This window comes from Burkholderia anthina (assembly GCF_001547525.1).
Classification (GTDB): Bacteria; Pseudomonadota; Gammaproteobacteria; order Burkholderiales; family Burkholderiaceae; genus Burkholderia; species Burkholderia semiarida.
In genome coordinates, this window is record NZ_CM003768.1 from 1858086 (window position 1) to 1875236 (window position 17151).

Sequence of the window (17151 nt, forward strand, 5' to 3'; positions counted from 1 at the left end):
CGGAAAAAGTGCTACGAATTCTTTCCGCGCGGGCATTTCCGCGCACGAAAAACGACGGCACGCATCAGCGCTTGTACAGCTCGCGAACGGCGTCTTCGATGTGCTGGCGCAACAGGTGCCGCTCTTCGGGCGTCATGTGTCCGTCGCGGCGGCGCTGTTCGAGATCGGGAGGCACGGCGGAACGGGCCGTCATGTCGGCGGCGCGATCGGGTTGCGACGCTTTGCCGCGCGGCAGCTTGCGCGACGGTGCGCCCTGCTCGGGGCGCTGCGCATACGCGAAGTTCGACGCATACGGACCGGCAAGCGCGATCGTCAGCATCAGTGCAATCCGGGCAGATCGCATGACCGTCCTCGCTTCTTTGGTCGATTTGTTCCCTTCGTCACGCGGCAACCGGCTACCTCTGGTACTTGAAAAACCCTGCGGAATTCGGGTGTGCAAAGATGAAAGATGGAGTGCAGGGGAGTATCTACCGAATTTCGGCTTCGAGTAAAGGAATCTATATAGCCTGCCTTTACTCGGCGCGACACTACGGGTAAATTTTGTAACCGACTGTAACGCACGAAAATACGCGGCCGTGCGCCAATTCCCATTCGCGATAAGATGCCGATCATGGAAACGAAAAACCCCTCCAAGATTCTCGTCGTCGACGACGACCCTCGCCTGCGCGATCTGCTGCGCCGCTACCTCGGCGAGCAGGGTTTCAACGTCTACGTCGCGGAAAACGCGACCGCGATGAACAAGCTCTGGGTACGCGAGCGTTTCGACCTGCTCGTGCTCGACCTGATGCTGCCCGGCGAAGACGGCCTGTCGATCTGCCGCCGCCTGCGCGGCAGCAACGACCGCACGCCGATCATCATGCTCACCGCGAAGGGCGAAGACGTCGATCGCATCGTCGGCCTCGAGATGGGCGCCGACGATTACCTGCCGAAGCCGTTCAACCCGCGCGAGCTGGTCGCGCGCATTCATGCGGTGCTGCGCCGCCAGGCGCCGGCCGAACTGCCGGGCGCGCCGTCGGAAACCACCGAGGTGTTCGAGTTCGGCGAATTCTCGCTGAACCTCGCCACGCGCACGCTGACGAAGTCCGGCCAGGAAATTCCGCTGACCACCGGCGAATTCTCGGTGCTGAAAGTCTTCGCGCGTCATCCGCGCCAGCCGCTGTCGCGTGAAAAGCTGATGGAGCTTGCGCGCGGCCGCGAATACGAAGTGTTCGACCGCAGCCTCGACGTGCAGATCTCGCGCCTGCGCAAGCTGATCGAACCGGATCCGGGCAGCCCGCGCTTCATCCAGACCGTCTGGGGCCTCGGCTACGTGTTCATCCCGGACGGCGCCGCCTGAGTTTTTCCTTCCCGGTTTCGCCCCGCCCACGGCCCGTCCCATGCGTATCGACCGGCGCCTTCTGCAGCTCGCGTTCGGCGGGCTGTTCTGGCGCACCTTCCTGCTGATCGCGCTGCTGATCTCGGTCAGTCTCGCCGCGTGGTTCCAGAGTTTTCGCGTGATCGAGCGCGAGCCGCGTGCGCAGCGCGTCGCGCTCCAGCTCGTCGCGGTCGTGAAGCTCACGCGCACCGCCCTGCTCTATTCCGATCCCGACTTGCGGCGCGCGCTGCTGCAGGATCTCGAGAGCAACGAGGGCGTGCGCGTGTACCCGCGCGAGAAAACCGACAAGTTCAAGCTGCAGCCCGACGAATCGCTGAACCGCCTGATCGAGCACGACATCCGCAGCCGCCTCGGCGACGATACCGTGATCGCGCAGTCGGTCAACGACATTCCCGGCGTATGGATCAGCTTCAAGATCGACGACGACGATTACTGGGTCGCGCTCGACCGCGATCAGCTCGACAACGTCACGGGCCTGCAGTGGGCCGGCTGGGGGCTGTTCGCGCTCGCGCTGTCGCTGTTCGGCTCCGCGTTCATCACGAGCCTCGTGAACCGGCCGTTCTCGCGGCTCGCGCTCGCCGCGCGCCAGGTCGGTTCGGGCCAGGCGCCCGAGCCGCTGCCCGAGCGCGGGATGGGCGTCGCGGCCGAAACCAACCGCAGCTTCAACCAGATGGTGCGCGACCTCGAACAGCTCGAGGCCGATCGCGCGCTGATGCTCGCGGGCATCTCGCACGACCTGCGCACGCCGCTCGCGCGGCTGCGGCTCGAAACCGAGATGAGCCCGTCCGACCAGGCGACGAAGGATGCGATGGTCGACGACATCGAGCAGATGGACCGCATCATCGCGGCCTTCATCGACTACGCACGCCCGTCGCAGCGCAAGCCCGAACCGGTCGACCTGTCGTCGATCGCGCACGAAGTCGCCGCGCGCGTGTCGGGCGAGGACGGCGTCGAGATCCGCACGCGGCTCGCGCCGAGCGCGATCATCGAAGCCGACGAGACCGACATGCGCCGCGTGATCGGCAACCTCGTCGAGAACGCGCGCAAGTACGGCCAGAGCAAGCAGGACGGCATCTCGCGCATCACGCTCGAGACGCGCGTGTCGCATGCGCGTGTCGAACTGGCGGTGAGCGACGAAGGCCCCGGCATCCCCGAGGATCAACTGCCGCTCGTGATGCGGCCGTTCTACCGCGTCGACACCGCGCGCACCAAGGCGGACGGCACGGGCCTCGGGATGGCGATCGTGCTGCGGCTCGTCAGCCGTTATCGCGGCGCGCTGCGCCTGCGCAACCGCCACCCCGAAGCGGGCCTGGAAGTCACGCTCGAGTTCCCGGGCGCCGGCAAGGCGCGTGCGACCGCGTGACACGCTCGCGCACGCATCTTGCGCGTCACACTATCGACCCGGTTGATAAAAGCTATGAGGGTCGTTAGTCAAAATCTATTGAAGTGTCTTATTAATAGTGTTATAGTCTTCGGCATGCTGTCACATCATCGTTGCAGCACCGAGGTAGCTTGACTCAGTCTTCTTCCCAACTCACACAGGAGTATCCGCATGAAAACCGTGGGCGATAAACTCGAAGCATTCACCGTCGTAGCCGCGAAGCCGGGCTTCAACAATCATGAGGAAAACGGCCAGTCGGCGTTCGAGACGATCACCGAAGCGTCGTTCCCGGGCAAGTGGAAGATCATCTACTTCTATCCGAAGGATTTCACGTTCGTGTGCCCGACGGAAATCGTCGAATTCGCGAAGCTCACGAAGCAGTTCGAAGAGCGCGACGCCGTCCTGCTCGGCGGCAGCTCGGACAACGAATTCGTCAAGCTCGCATGGCGCCGTGAGCACAAGGATCTCGACAAGCTGAACCACTACTCGTTCGGCGACGTCAAGGGCGAACTGATCGACCAGCTCGGCGTGCGCGACAAGGAAGCCGGCGTGGCCCTGCGCGCGACGTTCATCGTCGATCCGGACAACACGATCCAGCACGTTTCGGTGAACAACCTGAACGTCGGCCGCAGCCCGGAAGAAGTCCTGCGTATTCTGGACGGCCTGCAAACGGACGAACTGTGCCCGTGCAACCGTGCAGTCGGCGGCGCAACGCTGTAAGCGCATCGATGCACGAAGCCCGCGGCGCACGTCCTGCCTGCGGGCTTTTTTAACGGCCAACCCATAGGAGATATCAATGGAATTCATCGACTCGATTAAGGCGCGTATCCCCGACTACGCGAAGGACATTCGCCTGAACCTCGACGGCACGATCTCGCGCTCGTCGCTCGAAGGCACCGACGCGGTCGGCGTGGCGCTGGCCGCGGCCATCGCGGCGAAGAGCACGGTGCTCGTGAAGACGATCCGCGAAGCCGGCGTGCTGTCGCCCGAAGAGACGAACGCCGTGCTGACGGCGGCCGCGCTGATGGGGATGAACAACACGTGGTATCCGTATGTCGAGATGGCCGACGACGCCGACCTGAAGACGCAGCGCGCCGAATTGCGGATGGGCGCGTATGCTACGCACGGCGGCGTCGACAAGCGCAAGTTCGAGATGTACGCGCTTGCCGCGTCGATCGTCGGCAAGTGCCACTTCTGCGTGAAGTCGCACTATGCGCTGCTGAAGAACGAGCAAGGGATGACCGTCACGCAACTGCGCGACGTCGGCCGCATCGCGTCGGTGATCAACGCCGCCGCGCAGGTGATCGCCGCCGAAGGCGAATGAGCGAATGAGCGGTTGCGCGGCGCTCGCCATACGCGGCGCCCGCTTCCAACGAAAATGCCACGCATGCGCGTGGCATTTTTCATTTCGGCGGCGCGGCGTGCGGCGCGAACCGCACGCCGCCACGGCCGGACGTCAGCCGCCCTGCTTCACCAGCAGCGCGGCGGCCTGCGCCTCGATCCCCTCGCTGCGGCCGAGATAGCCGAGCTTCTCGTTGGTCTTCGCCTTCACGTTCACGCGCTCGAGCGGCAGCCCGAGATCCGCGGCGATGTTCGCGCGCATCCCGTCGATATGCGGCGCGAGCTTCGGCGCCTGCGCGATCACGGTGCTGTCGACGTTCTGGATCGCGAAGCCGGCCGCCTTCACGCGCTCGGCGCACGCGCGCAGCAGCACGCGGCTGTCGGCGCCCTTGAACGCCGCGTCGGTGTCGGAGAAATGGCGGCCGATGTCGCCGAGCGCCGCCGCGCCGAACAGCGCGTCGGTGATCGCGTGCAGCAGCACGTCCGCGTCCGAGTGGCCGAGCAGGCCGCGCTCGTACGGAATCGTCACGCCGCCGATGATGAGGGGGCGCCCTTCGACGAGCTGGTGCACGTCGTAGCCTTGTCCGATTCTGAAATCCATGCGTGTTCCGATTGAGAGGAGTGAAAGTCAGGAAGCGTTTTCGGGGCGCGCGAGGATCGCCTCCGCGAGCGCGAAATCTTCCGGGTACGTGACCTTGAAGTTGCGCAGGCTGCCCTGCACGACGCGCGGCGTATGACCGGCCCATTCGATCGCGCTCGCTTCGTCGGTCAGGTCGTGCCCTTCGCGCTGCGCGCGCAGGATCGCTTCGCGCAGCATGCCGATACGGAACATCTGCGGCGTCTGCGCCTGCCACAGCGCGTCGCGCGGCTCCGTGCGCGCGATCGCGTCGCCGCCGGCCGGCACGCGCTTGAGCGTATCGGCCACCGGCAGCGCGACGATCCCGCCGACCGGGTCATCCTTCAGCGTCGCGACGAGCGTGCGGATCAGCGCCGGCGTGATGCCCGGGCGCGCGGCGTCGTGCACGAGCACCCAGTCGTGGTCGGTCGCGCCGAATTCCGCCAGCTCCAGCAGCCCGTTGAGCACCGACGCCTGCCGCGAGCCGCCGCCGCAGCGACGCACCGCGAAGCGCAGGCCCGCGAAGCGGCGCGCGTCGAAATGGGTATCGTCGGGCGCGAGCACGACGAGCGTCTGCGCGAACTCGCTGCACGCGTCGAACGCGGCGAGCGTGTAGTGCAGCAGCGCGCGGCCGGCCAGCGTGCGGTATTGCTTCGGCACGGCCGAGCCGGAACGGCTGCCCGTGCCGGCACAGGGAATCAGGGCGAAAAGTCGGGGAGTCACGAAGGGAAACGCCGGAAAGGTGAAATCGAGAAGCGGATTTTATAATAGGTCTTTCGTCTCGACCGGCGCACCGCGATGCGCCCGTGCACGCCACCCCTGTCGTCCCTATGCCAGATAACGCTTCCACCCCGTCCGCTTCACCCGTTGCCCGCGTCAAGCCCGGCCAGCGTTTCGCCTTCGACGGCGCGCACGGCTCCGCCGACGCGCTCGCCATCGCCCGTTATCTCGCCGACAACCGCCAGGACGTGCCGCTCCTCGCGGTGATCTGCGCGAACGCGGTCGACGCGCAGCGGCTGTCGCAGGAAATCCACTACTTCTCGCCCGATGCGCGCGTGCGCCTGCTGCCCGACTGGGAAACGCTGCCGTACGACACGTTCTCGCCGCACCAGGACCTCGTGTCCGAGCGGCTGGCGACGCTGCACGACCTCGGCGAGGGCCGCTGCGACATCCTGCTGGTGCCCGCGACCACCGCGCTGTACCGGATGCCGCCCGCGTCGTTCATGGCCGCGTACACGTTCGCGTTCGCGCAGGGCGAGCGGCTCGACGAGGCGAAGCTGAAATCGCAGCTCACGCTGGCCGGCTACGAGCACGTGAGCCAGGTCGTGCGGCCCGGCGAATACTGCGTGCGCGGCTCGCTGATCGACCTGTACCCGATGGGTTCGCCGCTGCCGTACCGGATCGACCTGTTCGACGACCAGGTCGACTCGATCCGCGCGTTCGACCCCGACACGCAGCGCAGCCTGTACCCGGTGCGCGACGTGCGCCTGCTGCCCGGCCGCGAGTTCCCGTTCGACGAGGCCGCGCGCACGGCCTTCCGCAGCCGCTGGCGCGAAACCTTCGAGGGCGACCCGAGCCGCGCGCCGATCTACAAGGACATCGGCAACGGCGTGCCGTCGGCCGGCATCGAGTATTACCTGCCGCTGTTCTTCGACGAGACGGCCACGCTGTTCCACTACCTGCCGCAGGACGCGCACCTCGTGTTCACCGGCGATCTCGAAGCGTCGATCCGCCGCTTCACGGCCGATACGAAGCAGCGTCACGCGTTCCTCGCGCACGATCGCGAGCGGCCGATCCTCGAGCCGCAGCGGCTGTTCCTGTCCGACGAGGATTTCTTCGCGTTCGCGAAGCCGTTCGCGCGCGTCGTGCTGCCCGCGCAGCCGGCCGGCGGCTGGGCGACCGCGCTGCCCGAGCTCACCGTCGACCGCCATGCGGAGGATCCGCTCGCGTCGCTGCGCACGTTCGTCGAATCGTCGGGCAAGCGCGTACTGCTCACCGTCGAATCGGCCGGCCGTCGGGAAACGATCCTGCAACTGCTCGCGGAACATCACCTGCGGCCATCCTCGAACGACGATTTCGCGAGCTGGCTCGCGAGCGACGCGCGCTTCGCGCTCGGCGTCGCGCCGCTCGCGAACGGCTTCGCGGTGCCGGGCGAAGGCTACGCGATCGTCACCGAAACGGAGCTCTACGGCGCGCTCGGCCGCCGCGCGGGCCGCCGCCGGCAGGAACAGGCGAGCAACGTCGACGCGATGGTGCGCGACCTGTCCGAGCTGAAGGTCGGCGATCCGGTCGTGCACGCGCAGCACGGCATCGGCCGCTACATGGGCCTCGTGTCGATGGATCTCGGCGAAGGCGAGACCGAATTCCTGCATCTCGAATACTCGGGCGACAGCAAGCTCTACGTGCCCGTCGCGCAACTGCACGTGATCTCGCGCTACAGCGGCGCCGATCCCGACAGCGCACCGCTGCACGCGCTCGGCTCCGGCCAGTGGGAGCGCGCGAAGCGCAAGGCCGCGCAGCAGATCCGCGACACGGCCGCCGAGCTGCTGAACCTGTACGCGCGCCGCGCGGCCCGCGAGGGCCACGCGTTCGCGCTCGACCCGCGCGACTACGTGAAATTCGCGGAAAGCTTCGGCTTCGAGGAAACGCCCGACCAGGCCGCGGCGATCGCGGCCGTGATCGGCGACATGACGAGCGGCAAGCCGATGGACCGCCTCGTGTGCGGCGACGTCGGCTTCGGCAAGACCGAGGTCGCGCTGCGCGCCGCGTTCATCGCGGTGATGGGCGGCAAGCAGGTCGCACTGCTGTCGCCGACGACGCTGCTCGCCGAGCAGCACACGCAGACCTTCGCCGACCGCTTCGCGGACTGGCCGGTGCGCATCGTCGAGCTGTCGCGCTTCAAGACCGCGAAGGAAGTGAATGCGGCGATCGCGCAGATCAACGAAGGCAGCGTCGACATCGTGATCGGCACGCACAAGCTGCTGTCGTCGGACGTGCAGTTCAAGCGCCTCGGCCTCGTGATCATCGACGAGGAGCACCGCTTCGGCGTGCGCCAGAAGGAAGCGTTGAAGGCGCTGCGCGCGGAAGTCGACGTGCTGACGCTCACCGCGACGCCGATCCCGCGTACGCTCGGCATGGCGCTCGAAGGGCTGCGCGATTTCTCGGTGATCGCGACCGCGCCGCAGAAGCGGCTCGCGATCAAGACGTTCGTGCGCCGCGAGGAAGAAAGCGTGATCCGCGAGGCGATGCTGCGCGAGCTGAAGCGCGGCGGCCAGGTGTACTTCCTGCACAACGAGGTCGAGACGATCGAGAACCGCAAGGCGATGCTCGAGGCGCTCGTGCCCGAGGCGCGCATCGTGATCGCGCACGGCCAGATGCACGAGCGCGAGCTCGAACGCGTGATGCGCGATTTCGTCGCGCAGCGCGCGAACGTGCTGCTGTGCACGACCATCATCGAGACCGGCATCGACGTGCCGAGCGCGAACACGATCATCATGCACCGCGCGGACAAGTTCGGCCTCGCGCAGCTTCACCAGTTGCGCGGCCGCGTCGGCCGCTCGCACCACCAGGCCTACGCGTACCTGCTGGTCAACGATCCGCAGTCGTTGACCAAGCAGGCGCAGCGCCGGCTGGAAGCGATTCAGCAGATGGAGGAGCTGGGCTCGGGCTTCTATCTGGCGATGCACGACCTCGAGATCCGCGGCACCGGCGAGGTGCTCGGCGACAAGCAATCGGGCGAAATCCACGAGATCGGCTTCCAGCTCTATACGGACATGCTGAACGACGCGGTGAAGGCGCTGAAGAACGGCAAGGAACCCGACCTCACCGCCCCGCTCGCCGCGACGACCGAAATCAACCTGCATGCGCCCGCGATCCTGCCGGCCGACTACTGCGCGGACGTGCAGGAGCGACTGTCGCTGTACAAGCGGCTCGCGAACTGCGAGCACGGCGACGCGATCGACGGCATCCAGGAGGAACTGATCGACCGCTTCGGCAAGCTGCCGCCGCAGGCGCACGCGCTCGTCGAGACGCACCGGCTGCGGATCGCCGCGAAGCCGCTCGGCATCGTGAAGATCGACGCGAGCGAGGCCGCGATCGGGCTGCAGTTCGAGCCGAACCCGCCGATCGATCCGATGCGGATCATCGAGATGGTGCAGAAGCATCGCCACATCAAGCTGGCGGGCCAGGACAAGCTGCGCATCGAGACGCGCTCGCCCGACCTCGCGATCCGCGTGTCGACGATCAAGGAAACGCTGCGCGCGCTCGCCCCGAAACAGGGGGCGGCCGTCGCGGCCCGTTGATGCAGCGCCGACGCAGCGCCGATGCGATCCTGACGGGCGCGACGTTGCTGCACCGCATCGCGCCCGGCGAAGGCGGCCGGGCGCGTTTTTGAGTATGATTTCTCATTCATCAGACGGAGTTTTGCCATGTCCACTCTCGACGCGACGGCGCCGTCCGCCGCCACCGAAGGCGACGCATCGCTCGTCAGCCTGCCCTGGGTCAAGCAACTCGTGTCGATGGACACGACGAGCCGCGTGCCGAACCTCGGCCTGATCGAGACGGTGCGCGACGCGCTCGCCGCGAAGGGCATCGCGTCGACGATCACGCACGACCCGCGCGACGGCTGGGCGAACCTGTTTGCCACCGTGCCCGCGCACGACGGTTCGACGAACGGCGGCATCGTGCTGTCGGGCCATACCGACGTCGTGCCGGTCGACGGCCAGCAATGGGACAGCGACCCGTTCGCGCCGGAAATCCGCGACGGCCGCCTGTACGGCCGCGGCACCTGCGACATGAAGGGCTTCATCGGCGCGGCGCTCGCGCTGCTGCCCGAGATGCAGGCGACGAAGCTCGCGCAGCCGATCCATTTCGCGCTGTCCTACGACGAGGAAATCGGCTGCGCGGGCGCGCCGCTGATGATCGCCGATCTCGTGAAGCGCGGCGTGCAGCCGTCCGGGTGCATCGTCGGCGAGCCGACCAGCATGCGGCCGATCATCGCGCACAAGGGCATCAACGCGTACCGCTGCTGCGTGCGCGGCCACGCCGCGCATTCGTCGCTGACGCCGAAGGGGCTCAACGCGATCGAGTATGCGGCGCGCCTCATCTGCCACATTCGCGACATCGCCGAGCGCTTTCGCGCCGAAGGCCCGTTCGACGAACTGTACGACGTGCCGTTCACGACCGCGCAGACGAGCACGATCCAGGGCGGCAACGCGATCAACACCGTGCCGGCCGAGTGCCGCTTCGACTTCGAATTCCGCAATCTGCCGACACTCGATCCCGAACAGATCTTCGCGCGCATCGAAGCCTACGCGCAGGAAACGCTGCTGCCGCAGATGCTGCGCGAGCATCCGAGCGCCGCGATCGAGTTCTCGAAGATCGCCGCGGCGCCCGGCCTCGACGCGACCGAACAGGCGGCGATCACGCAGCTCGTGCGCGCGCTGACGGCCGACCAGGACAAGCGCAAGGTCGCGTACGGCACCGAGGCCGGGCTGTTCGCCCGCGCGGGCATCCCGAGCGTCGTGTGCGGGCCCGGCAACATCGAGCAGGCGCACAAGCCGAACGAATATGTCGAACTCGCGCAGCTCGCCGGCTGCGAGCAGTTCCTGCGCAAGTTCATCCGCAGCATGTCGGTCGACGCGCACTGACTGCCTCCCGCCCCACGCCGGCCCGCGTGCGCGGGCCGGCCCACTCCGCCACCCGCCACGTCATGTCGACTGAACAACAGGGCACGGCCCATACGACGATCGACGGCGAGCCGATTCCGACGCTCGACGAGATCGCCGCGCAGCATTTCGCGTTGTCGCCGTGGGTCGCGCGCACGCCCGTATTCGAGCGCGCCGACCTGCCCTCCCTCGAAGGCACGCACGTCAACTTCAAGTTCGAGCTGCTGCAGGCGAGTGGCAGCTTCAAGGCGCGCGGCGCGTTCACGCACGTGCTCGCGCTCGACGAAGCCCGCAAGAACGCGGGCGTCACCTGCGTGTCGGCCGGCAATCATGCGGCGGCCGTCGCGTACGCGGCGATGCGGCTCGGCAGCAGCGCGAAGGTCGTGATGTTCCATACCGCGAGCCCGACGCGCATCGCGCAGTGCAAGCAGTACCGCGCGGAAGTCGTGCTCGCGGGCAGCGCGTCGCAGGCATTCGACCTCGTGCGGCGCATCGAGGCCGAGGAAGGCCGCTTCTTCATTCATCCGTTCAACGGCTATCACACGATCCTCGGTACCGCGACGCTCGGCTACGAATGGGCGACGCAGACGCCGGACCTCGACGCGGTGATCGTGCCGATCGGCGGCGGCGGGCTCGCGGCCGGCATGGCGACCGCGCTGCGGCTCGCGAATCCGCGCGTGCACGTGTACGGCGTCGAGCCGGAAGGCGCCGACGCGATGAGCCGCAGCTTCGCGGCCAATCACACGATCAAGATGAGCGCGATGCAGTCGATCGCCGATTCGCTGATGGCGCCGCATACCGAGGAATACAGCTATCAGCTGTGCCGGCGCCATCTCGATCGCATCGTCACCGTCTCCGACGATGCACTGCGCACCGCGATGCTGTTCCTGTTCTCGCACCTGAAACTGTCGGTGGAGCCGGCCTGCGCGGCCGCGCTCGCGGCGCTCCTCGGCCCGCTGCGCGAAACGCTGCAGGGCAAGCGCGTCGGCGTGCTGCTGTCGGGCACGAACACCGATCCCGCCACGCTCGGCATGCACCTCGCGCACGCGCAACTGCAGCACTGACCACGCGTCGTGCGTGCGCAGACCGACCCGGGGTTATCCCCAGATTATGTTGACAGCCCTGTTGATAACCCGCCGGACAAGCGCGCAAGTGGTTGAGCGGGCGGCGTTTTGCGCGCGCGAAGGTCGATCGTCACGAAATGGGCAGATGCGGCGGCTGGCCGCATGCGCTGCGGTGCTCGCCCTGCTCGCCGGTTGCGCGGCGCCACCCTCGTCCACCTCCACCGCGCAATCTGCGTCCTGCGCGCGGCCGGGCGAAAGCCGCATGCTGCAGGCCGACCTGCTGTTCGGGCGCGACATCGCCGGGCGCGGCCCCGTCACCGATGCCGAACGCGCGGCATTCCTCGCCGACACGGTCACGCCACGCTTCCCCGACGGCCTCACGTACTGGGACACGCACGGCCAGTGGCGCGACCGCGGAAGCGGCGCGATCACGCGCGAAGACAGCTTCGTGGTCCGTATCATCGCCGACGATACGCCGGACACGCGCGCACGGCTCGCCGCGATCCGGCAAGCGTACGTCGAGCGATTTCACCAGCAATCGGTCGGCATGACCGTCGTGCCGGCCTGCGCGTCGTTCTGATTCACCGTCTTTGCTGCCCGGCCGCACGCAAAAAAAACGGGCGCCCGAAGGCGCCCGTCGCATGCGCGGAGAACGGCGTATCGCTTACTTGCTCTCGAACATGTCCATGATCTGCTGCTTCTCCTGCGGCGTGACGGGCGGCGGCGCCAGCCCTGCCGCGCCGGCGGAACCGAGTGCGTCGTTCGCGCTGATCGCGTTCTCGGCCGGGTTGATGTCGACGTTCGCGACGAACCCGTTGCCCGGCGTGCGATCGGCGTAGTACAGCTCGCCGTCGATCGTGGTCAGGCCGTCCGGCATCGGCATCTGCTGCTCGGGCACGCCGTTCAGCGCGGTGCGCATGTAGTTCACCCAGATCGGCAGCGCGAGCTGCGCGCCGAATTCGCGGCTGCCCAGGCTCTTCGGCTGGTCGAAGCCCATCCAAGCCACCGCGACGAGCGACTGCTGGTAGCCGGCGAACCAGCCATCCTTCGCATCGTTCGTCGTACCCGTCTTGCCCTGCAGGTCGTTGCGGCCCAGCGCGTTGGTGCCCGCGCCCGTGCCGGCCGTCGCGACCGAATGCAGCAGGCTGTTCATCACGTACGCGTTGCGGCCTTCGATCGTGCGCGGCGCCGTGCTGCCCGCGACTACCGGCTGCGACTTCTGCATCGGCTGGCCGCGCGCGTCGTCGACTTCGGCGATCAGGTACGGGTCGACCTTGTAGCCGCCGTTCGCGAACACCGCATAGCCGGTCGCGAGCTGCAGCGGCGTCACGAGCCCCGCGCCGAGCGCCATCGGCAGGTACGGCGGCGTCTTCGCCGGATCGAAGCCGAAGCGCTGCGTCACGTACTGCTGCGCGTACTGCGTGCCGATCGACGCGAGGATCCGGATCGACACGAGGTTCTTCGAACGCTGCAGGCCGGTGCGCATCGTCATCGGGCCGTCCGGCTGGTCGTCGTCCTTCGGCTCCCACGCGGTGCCGCCCGGCACGCTCGGCGGGAAATACAGCGGCGCGTCGTTGATCATCGTCGCCGGCCCGAGCCCCTTGTCGAGCGACGCCGAGTAGATGAACGGCTTGAACGACGAGCCCGGCTGCCGCCACGCCTGCGTCACGTGGTTGAACTTGCTCTTGTTGAAGTCGAAGCCGCCGACGAGCGAGCGGATCGCGCCGTCCTGCGGCGCGATCGCGACGAGCGCGCCTTCGACCTGCGGCAACTGCACCACCTGCCAGCCCGTCTTGCCGTCCTTCAGCACGCGCACGACCGAGCCCGGCTTGATGCGCAGCGCGTTGTTCGCGCGCGGGCCCAGCGCGGCCGACACGAAACGCAGCCCGGCCGGGCCGATCGTCGTGGTCGCCCCGCCGACGAACTGCACCTCGACCGCGTTCGGCGACGCCGACAGCACGACCGCCGATTGCAGGTCGCCGTTGTCCGGGTGATCGGCGAGCGCGTCGTCGATCGCCTCGTCGCGCTCGTCGCCGGCCGCGGGCAGGTTGATCGACGCTTCGGGGCCGCGATAACCGTGGCGGCGCTCGTAGTCGAGAATCCCGCGACGCACGGCCTGGTATGCGGCTTCCTGGTCGGCCGAATTGATCGTCGTCGTGACGGTCAGCCCGCGCGTGTAGGTTTCGTCCTTGTATTGCTCGTACATCATCTGCCGCACCATCTCGGCGACGTACTCGCCGTGCACCGCGTACTGGTTGCCCGGCGTGCGCACGTGAATCTCTTCCTTGATCGCTGCGTCGTACTGCGGCTGTGTGATGTAGCCGATGTCGAGCATGCGCTTCAGGATGTATTCCTGACGCACCTTCGCGCGCTTCGGATTGACGACCGGGTTGTACGCGGACGGCGCCTTCGGCAGCCCCGCGAGCATCGCCGCTTCCGCGAGCGTGATGTCCTTCAGGTCCTTGCCGAAGTACACGCGCGCGGCGGCCGCGAAGCCGTACGAACGCTGGCCGAGATAGATCTGGTTCATGTACAGCTCGAGGATCTGATCCTTCGTCAGGGCCTTCTCGATCTTGTACGCGAGCAGCATTTCGTAGATCTTGCGCGTGTAGGTCTTCTCGCTCGACAGGAAGAAGTTGCGCGCGACCTGCATCGTGATCGTGCTCGCGCCCTGACGCGCGCCGCCGTGCATCAGGTCGGCCACGCCCGCACGCAGGATGCCGAGGAAATCGACGCCGCCGTGCTCGTAGAAGCGGTAGTCCTCGATCGCGAGCACGGCCTTCTTCATCACGTCGGGAATGTCCTGGAAGCGCACGAGGCTGCGGCGCTCCTCGCCGAACTCGCCGATCAGCACGTGGTCGGCGGTGAACACGCGCAGCGGCACCTTCGGCTGGTAATTCGTCAGCGCATCGAGCGACGGCAGTTGCGGCGCCATCACGACGAGCGCGTAACCGACGATCAGCGCGCCGACGACCGCGAGCGTCGCGATGAGGCCGACGAACCACAGCGCGACGCGCGAGCCGAACGTGCGGCGGCGCCCTCCGCCTCCGCCACCGCGCTGCTGCGCGCGGCGGCCGTCGTCGCGATCGTCGTCATCGGGGTAATAGGCTCCGGACGGCGAACGGCGCAGCGTGTAGTGGGGTTCGTTCCTGTCGGAAGAAGAAGGCGGTCGTTTGATAATTGGCATGTCGGAATGGCGGGCGGTCGTGGCGCCCTCGGACGCATGCGGAAATGCAAGCGGATGAATCAGAGTGGGTGCATCGAGATGCGGCTGTCACGTCGACAGACCCCGCCGCGCGGCGATCCGTTCCCGCGACGTGACAGCGCATTTTAATGAAATCGACCGGGGGCCTTCGCGATTTTTTGTAAAAATTCCCGCAATGGCGTGATTTCCGGCACGTATTGTCGGCATCCTCGGCCTATGATGGACACGCGACACGGCGCGTGCGCACGCGTTTCTTTCAGCCGCGAAAGGTTGGGCGTCCTGATGCACGAGCCGCTTGAACTCGCGCGTTTAAGCCGTATTTAAGTGAACCGGTGGTGTAATATCCGCCGGCTCACGCGGGCCGGGACCGAAGCGGAACCGAAGCGGAACCGAAGCGGAACCGAAGCGGAACCGTAGCGGGACCAGCTCGCACCGGGCATTGCCGCGGTCACGCGGTGCCTTTCAACCACGGAGGATTTCATGTCGCTTTTCGACTCTATTTCGCGCACGATCAAAGGCCTGCTGAACGATGCGGCCGATTCGGTACAGGATCCGTCGCGCGACGCACGGCAGATCGTGCGGGAGCTCGACGACAGCATCGGCCGTGCCGAGAATTCGCTGATCGAGATCGAGGCACAGGTCGCCACCCAGCGCAGCAAGCGCGATGCGGCCGACGACAAGGTGAAGAAGTACGAGGACGGCGCGAAGCGTGCGCTGCAGGCCGGCGACGAAGCGCTCGCCCGCGAGGCGCTCGCCGCACAGTCCAACGCGGAAGCCGAGCGCGATGCGCTCGCGGCCGAACTGGCGACGCTCGAGCCGTCGGTCGACAAGCTGAAGGGGCAGATCGCCGACATGCGCCAGCGCCGCAACGACCTCAACGCGCGCTCGAACATCCTGCAGGCCAAGCAGGAAATCGCGCAGGCGAAGGACGTGGCCGCCAGCGCGCTGGGCGGCATCGGCGGCAAGAACCTGTCCGAGGATTTCCAGAAGCTCGAGGACAAGGTCGCGCTGCAGAACGCCCGCTCGGACGCGCGCCTCAATTCGGCCGACACGTCGAGCGGCAAGGCGCTCGAGGACAAGCTCGCCGCGTTGAACAAGGGCCCGTCGGTCGAAGATCGTCTCGCCGCGCTGAAGAAGCAGCTCGATACGCCCGCGCAGTAACCGCCGCCGCGGGCCTCCGCGTCGCGCCCCGGCCCGGGCGCGCGGCGCGAACCGATCGTCAGGAGACGGGCGCGTCGCGCCCGGTTCGACCATGAAGAAATCTCTCGCCGCACTCGGCCTCTCGCTGATGTTGCTGTCGTCCGCCGCGTTTGCGGTCCCGTCGCTGCAGCAGGTCGAGCAATCGATCGCGCAGCGCAACTGGCAGCAAGCCGACACGCAACTGTCGCAAGTCATCGATGCCCATCCGAACAACGCGCACGCGCGCTACCTGTATGCGCAGGTGCTGGACCGCGAAGGCCGCGCGTCCGACGCGCTCGCGCAACTGCAGCGCGCGAAATCGCTCGATCCGCAACTGAAGTTCACCGACGCGTCGCGCTTCGCGCAGACGGAGTCGCGCCTTCGCGCCGATGCGGCGCGCGTGCGCGGCAACACGCCGTCGGCCACGCAGGCGGGCACCCTGCAGCCGGGGCTCGCTCCCGCCGTCGCGCCTGCCGAAAAACACGGCCCGTCGACCGGTATGTGGATCGGCCTCGGGCTGATCGTCGCCGTGATCGCGCTGGTGCTGCGCTGGACGCTGCGACGCGCGCGCACGGCCGACGACGGCCGCGCCGACGACGAACGCCGCACGCAGCTCAAGCGCGCGACCGACGTGCTGAACGACATCCGGCCGCTGAAGCTCGATGCGAAGCTGTCGACGGCGCCTGGCGCCGCGGCGCTGACCGGCGAGCTCGAAGCGATCGAGAACGACGCGCGCACGCTCGTCGAGACGCTCTCGAGCGGCAAGAATCCGGTGCCGCCGTACCGCGTCGATGAACTCGAACAGCGCCACGCCAGCGTGAAGGCGCGCGTCGAAGGCCGTCCCGACCCGGCGGCGCAGCCCGCGGCGCCGGCGAACGGCAGCGGCTCCGTGTACGCGCAGGAAGCCGACCGCATGACGGGCGCCCAGGGCCAGCCGTATCAGCAGCAGCCCTACCCGCCGCAACAGCCCTATCCGCAACAGCAGCCGCCCGTCGTGATTCAGCAAGGCGGCGGTTTCGGCGGCGGGATGGGCGGGCTCCTGACCGGCGTGCTGCTCGGCGAAGCGATGTCGGGCGGCCGCGAGCGCGTGGTCGAACGCGACGTGATCGTCGACGGCGAACGCCACCGGCAGGAGGCCGACCCGGGCTTCGACCTCGGCCGCGGCGACGATTCGAGCTGGAGCGACGGCAATGGTGGAGGTGGCGGCATGGACCTCGGCAGCAACGACGACGGCTGGACAGACGACAACACCTGAAGCACCGACGGCCGGGCGTCGACGTCCGTCTCGACGCCCGGCCGCGCACGCCGCGCGCTGCCGCATGGC

At 67.5% G+C, this 17151-nt stretch carries 14 protein-coding genes; 10 read left to right on the forward strand and 4 right to left on the reverse strand.

The window, feature by feature from the left end:
• Window positions 1-64: 64 nt before the first annotated feature.
• A complete protein-coding gene (locus tag WS64_RS08535) occupies window positions 65-343 on the reverse strand; it encodes a hypothetical protein (protein WP_059585169.1) in 279 nt (92 codons plus the stop codon).
• Between the two features lie 258 nt (window positions 344-601).
• On the opposite strand from WS64_RS08535, the gene ompR reads away from it, so the two are divergent.
• The 4 genes from ompR (at window position 602) to WS64_RS08555 (ending at window position 4080) form a co-directional block, all read left to right on the forward strand.
• Window positions 602-1336 (forward strand): osmolarity response regulator transcription factor OmpR, encoded by a 735-nt coding sequence (gene ompR, locus WS64_RS08540; protein ID WP_006478565.1) that lies wholly within the window; start codon window positions 602-604, stop codon window positions 1334-1336.
• A 40-nt stretch (window positions 1337-1376) separates the two neighbouring features.
• Window positions 1377-2738, forward strand: coding sequence for an ATP-binding protein (locus WS64_RS08545; protein ID WP_059585168.1), 1362 nt, complete (start codon window positions 1377-1379; stop codon window positions 2736-2738).
• Between the two features lie 189 nt (window positions 2739-2927).
• Window positions 2928-3476, forward strand: coding sequence for a peroxiredoxin (locus WS64_RS08550; protein WP_034207560.1), 549 nt, complete (start codon window positions 2928-2930; stop codon window positions 3474-3476).
• Window positions 3477-3552: 76 nt separating this feature from the next.
• On the forward strand, window positions 3553-4080 hold the full coding sequence (locus WS64_RS08555) for a carboxymuconolactone decarboxylase family protein (protein WP_006478562.1): 528 nt from the start codon (window positions 3553-3555) through the stop codon (window positions 4078-4080).
• A 132-nt stretch (window positions 4081-4212) separates the two neighbouring features.
• On the opposite strand, the gene ispF is transcribed toward WS64_RS08555, so the two are convergent.
• Window positions 4213-4698, reverse strand: coding sequence for a 2-C-methyl-D-erythritol 2,4-cyclodiphosphate synthase (gene ispF / locus WS64_RS08560; RefSeq protein WP_060966243.1), 486 nt, complete (start codon window positions 4696-4698; stop codon window positions 4213-4215).
• 27 nt (window positions 4699-4725) lie between these two features.
• A complete protein-coding gene (gene ispD, locus WS64_RS08565; protein ID WP_059585166.1) occupies window positions 4726-5436 on the reverse strand; it encodes a 2-C-methyl-D-erythritol 4-phosphate cytidylyltransferase in 711 nt (236 codons plus the stop codon).
• Between the two features lie 107 nt (window positions 5437-5543).
• Between ispD and mfd the strand changes: the two genes are divergently transcribed.
• The 4 genes from mfd to WS64_RS08585 all read left to right on the forward strand — a co-directional run bounded on the left by mfd (window position 5544) and on the right by WS64_RS08585 (window position 12023).
• The gene (mfd, locus tag WS64_RS08570) at window positions 5544-9014 is read left to right on the forward strand and encodes a transcription-repair coupling factor (RefSeq protein WP_059585165.1); all 3471 of its coding nucleotides are present in this window, start codon (window positions 5544-5546) and stop codon (window positions 9012-9014) included.
• Window positions 9015-9140: 126 nt separating this feature from the next.
• The gene (gene argE / locus WS64_RS08575) at window positions 9141-10361 is read left to right on the forward strand and encodes an acetylornithine deacetylase (RefSeq protein WP_060966244.1); all 1221 of its coding nucleotides are present in this window, start codon (window positions 9141-9143) and stop codon (window positions 10359-10361) included.
• 62 nt (window positions 10362-10423) lie between these two features.
• The gene (locus WS64_RS08580; protein WP_060966245.1) at window positions 10424-11443 is read left to right on the forward strand and encodes a threonine/serine dehydratase; all 1020 of its coding nucleotides are present in this window, start codon (window positions 10424-10426) and stop codon (window positions 11441-11443) included.
• 145 nt (window positions 11444-11588) lie between these two features.
• Window positions 11589-12023 (forward strand): DUF3574 domain-containing protein, encoded by a 435-nt coding sequence (locus tag WS64_RS08585; RefSeq protein WP_060966246.1) that lies wholly within the window; start codon window positions 11589-11591, stop codon window positions 12021-12023.
• Between the two features lie 84 nt (window positions 12024-12107).
• Here the strand turns inward: WS64_RS08585 and WS64_RS08590 are convergent, their stop codons facing one another.
• Window positions 12108-14630 (reverse strand): penicillin-binding protein 1A, encoded by a 2523-nt coding sequence (locus WS64_RS08590; protein WP_059585161.1) that lies wholly within the window; start codon window positions 14628-14630, stop codon window positions 12108-12110.
• 498 nt (window positions 14631-15128) lie between these two features.
• On the opposite strand from WS64_RS08590, the gene WS64_RS08595 reads away from it, so the two are divergent.
• Window positions 15129-15809 carry a PspA/IM30 family protein gene (locus tag WS64_RS08595; RefSeq protein WP_059585160.1) on the forward strand — a complete coding sequence of 227 codons (681 nt, stop codon included), beginning with the start codon at window positions 15129-15131 and terminating at the stop codon, window positions 15807-15809.
• A gap of 91 nt (window positions 15810-15900) precedes the next feature.
• On the forward strand, window positions 15901-17082 hold the full coding sequence (locus WS64_RS08600) for a tetratricopeptide repeat protein (protein WP_060966247.1): 1182 nt from the start codon (window positions 15901-15903) through the stop codon (window positions 17080-17082).
• Window positions 17083-17151: the final 69 nt, after the last annotated feature.

Coding starts and splice junctions, on each gene's coding strand:
- WS64_RS08535 (WP_059585169.1), bottom strand. CDS start 343: ATGCGATCTGCCCGGATTGCACTGATGCTGACGATCGCGCTTGCCGGT.
- ompR (WP_006478565.1), top strand. CDS start 602: ATGCCGATCATGGAAACGAAAAACCCCTCCAAGATTCTCGTCGTCGAC.
- WS64_RS08545 (WP_059585168.1), top strand. CDS start 1,377: ATGCGTATCGACCGGCGCCTTCTGCAGCTCGCGTTCGGCGGGCTGTTC.
- WS64_RS08550 (WP_034207560.1), top strand. CDS start 2,928: ATGAAAACCGTGGGCGATAAACTCGAAGCATTCACCGTCGTAGCCGCG.
- WS64_RS08555 (WP_006478562.1), top strand. CDS start 3,553: ATGGAATTCATCGACTCGATTAAGGCGCGTATCCCCGACTACGCGAAG.
- ispF (WP_060966243.1), bottom strand. CDS start 4,698: ATGGATTTCAGAATCGGACAAGGCTACGACGTGCACCAGCTCGTCGAA.
- mfd (WP_059585165.1), top strand. CDS start 5,544: ATGCCAGATAACGCTTCCACCCCGTCCGCTTCACCCGTTGCCCGCGTC.
- argE (WP_060966244.1), top strand. CDS start 9,141: ATGTCCACTCTCGACGCGACGGCGCCGTCCGCCGCCACCGAAGGCGAC.
- WS64_RS08580 (WP_060966245.1), top strand. CDS start 10,424: ATGTCGACTGAACAACAGGGCACGGCCCATACGACGATCGACGGCGAG.
- WS64_RS08585 (WP_060966246.1), top strand. CDS start 11,589: ATGCGGCGGCTGGCCGCATGCGCTGCGGTGCTCGCCCTGCTCGCCGGT.
- WS64_RS08590 (WP_059585161.1), bottom strand. CDS start 14,630: ATGCCAATTATCAAACGACCGCCTTCTTCTTCCGACAGGAACGAACCC.
- WS64_RS08595 (WP_059585160.1), top strand. CDS start 15,129: ATGTCGCTTTTCGACTCTATTTCGCGCACGATCAAAGGCCTGCTGAAC.
- WS64_RS08600 (WP_060966247.1), top strand. CDS start 15,901: ATGAAGAAATCTCTCGCCGCACTCGGCCTCTCGCTGATGTTGCTGTCG.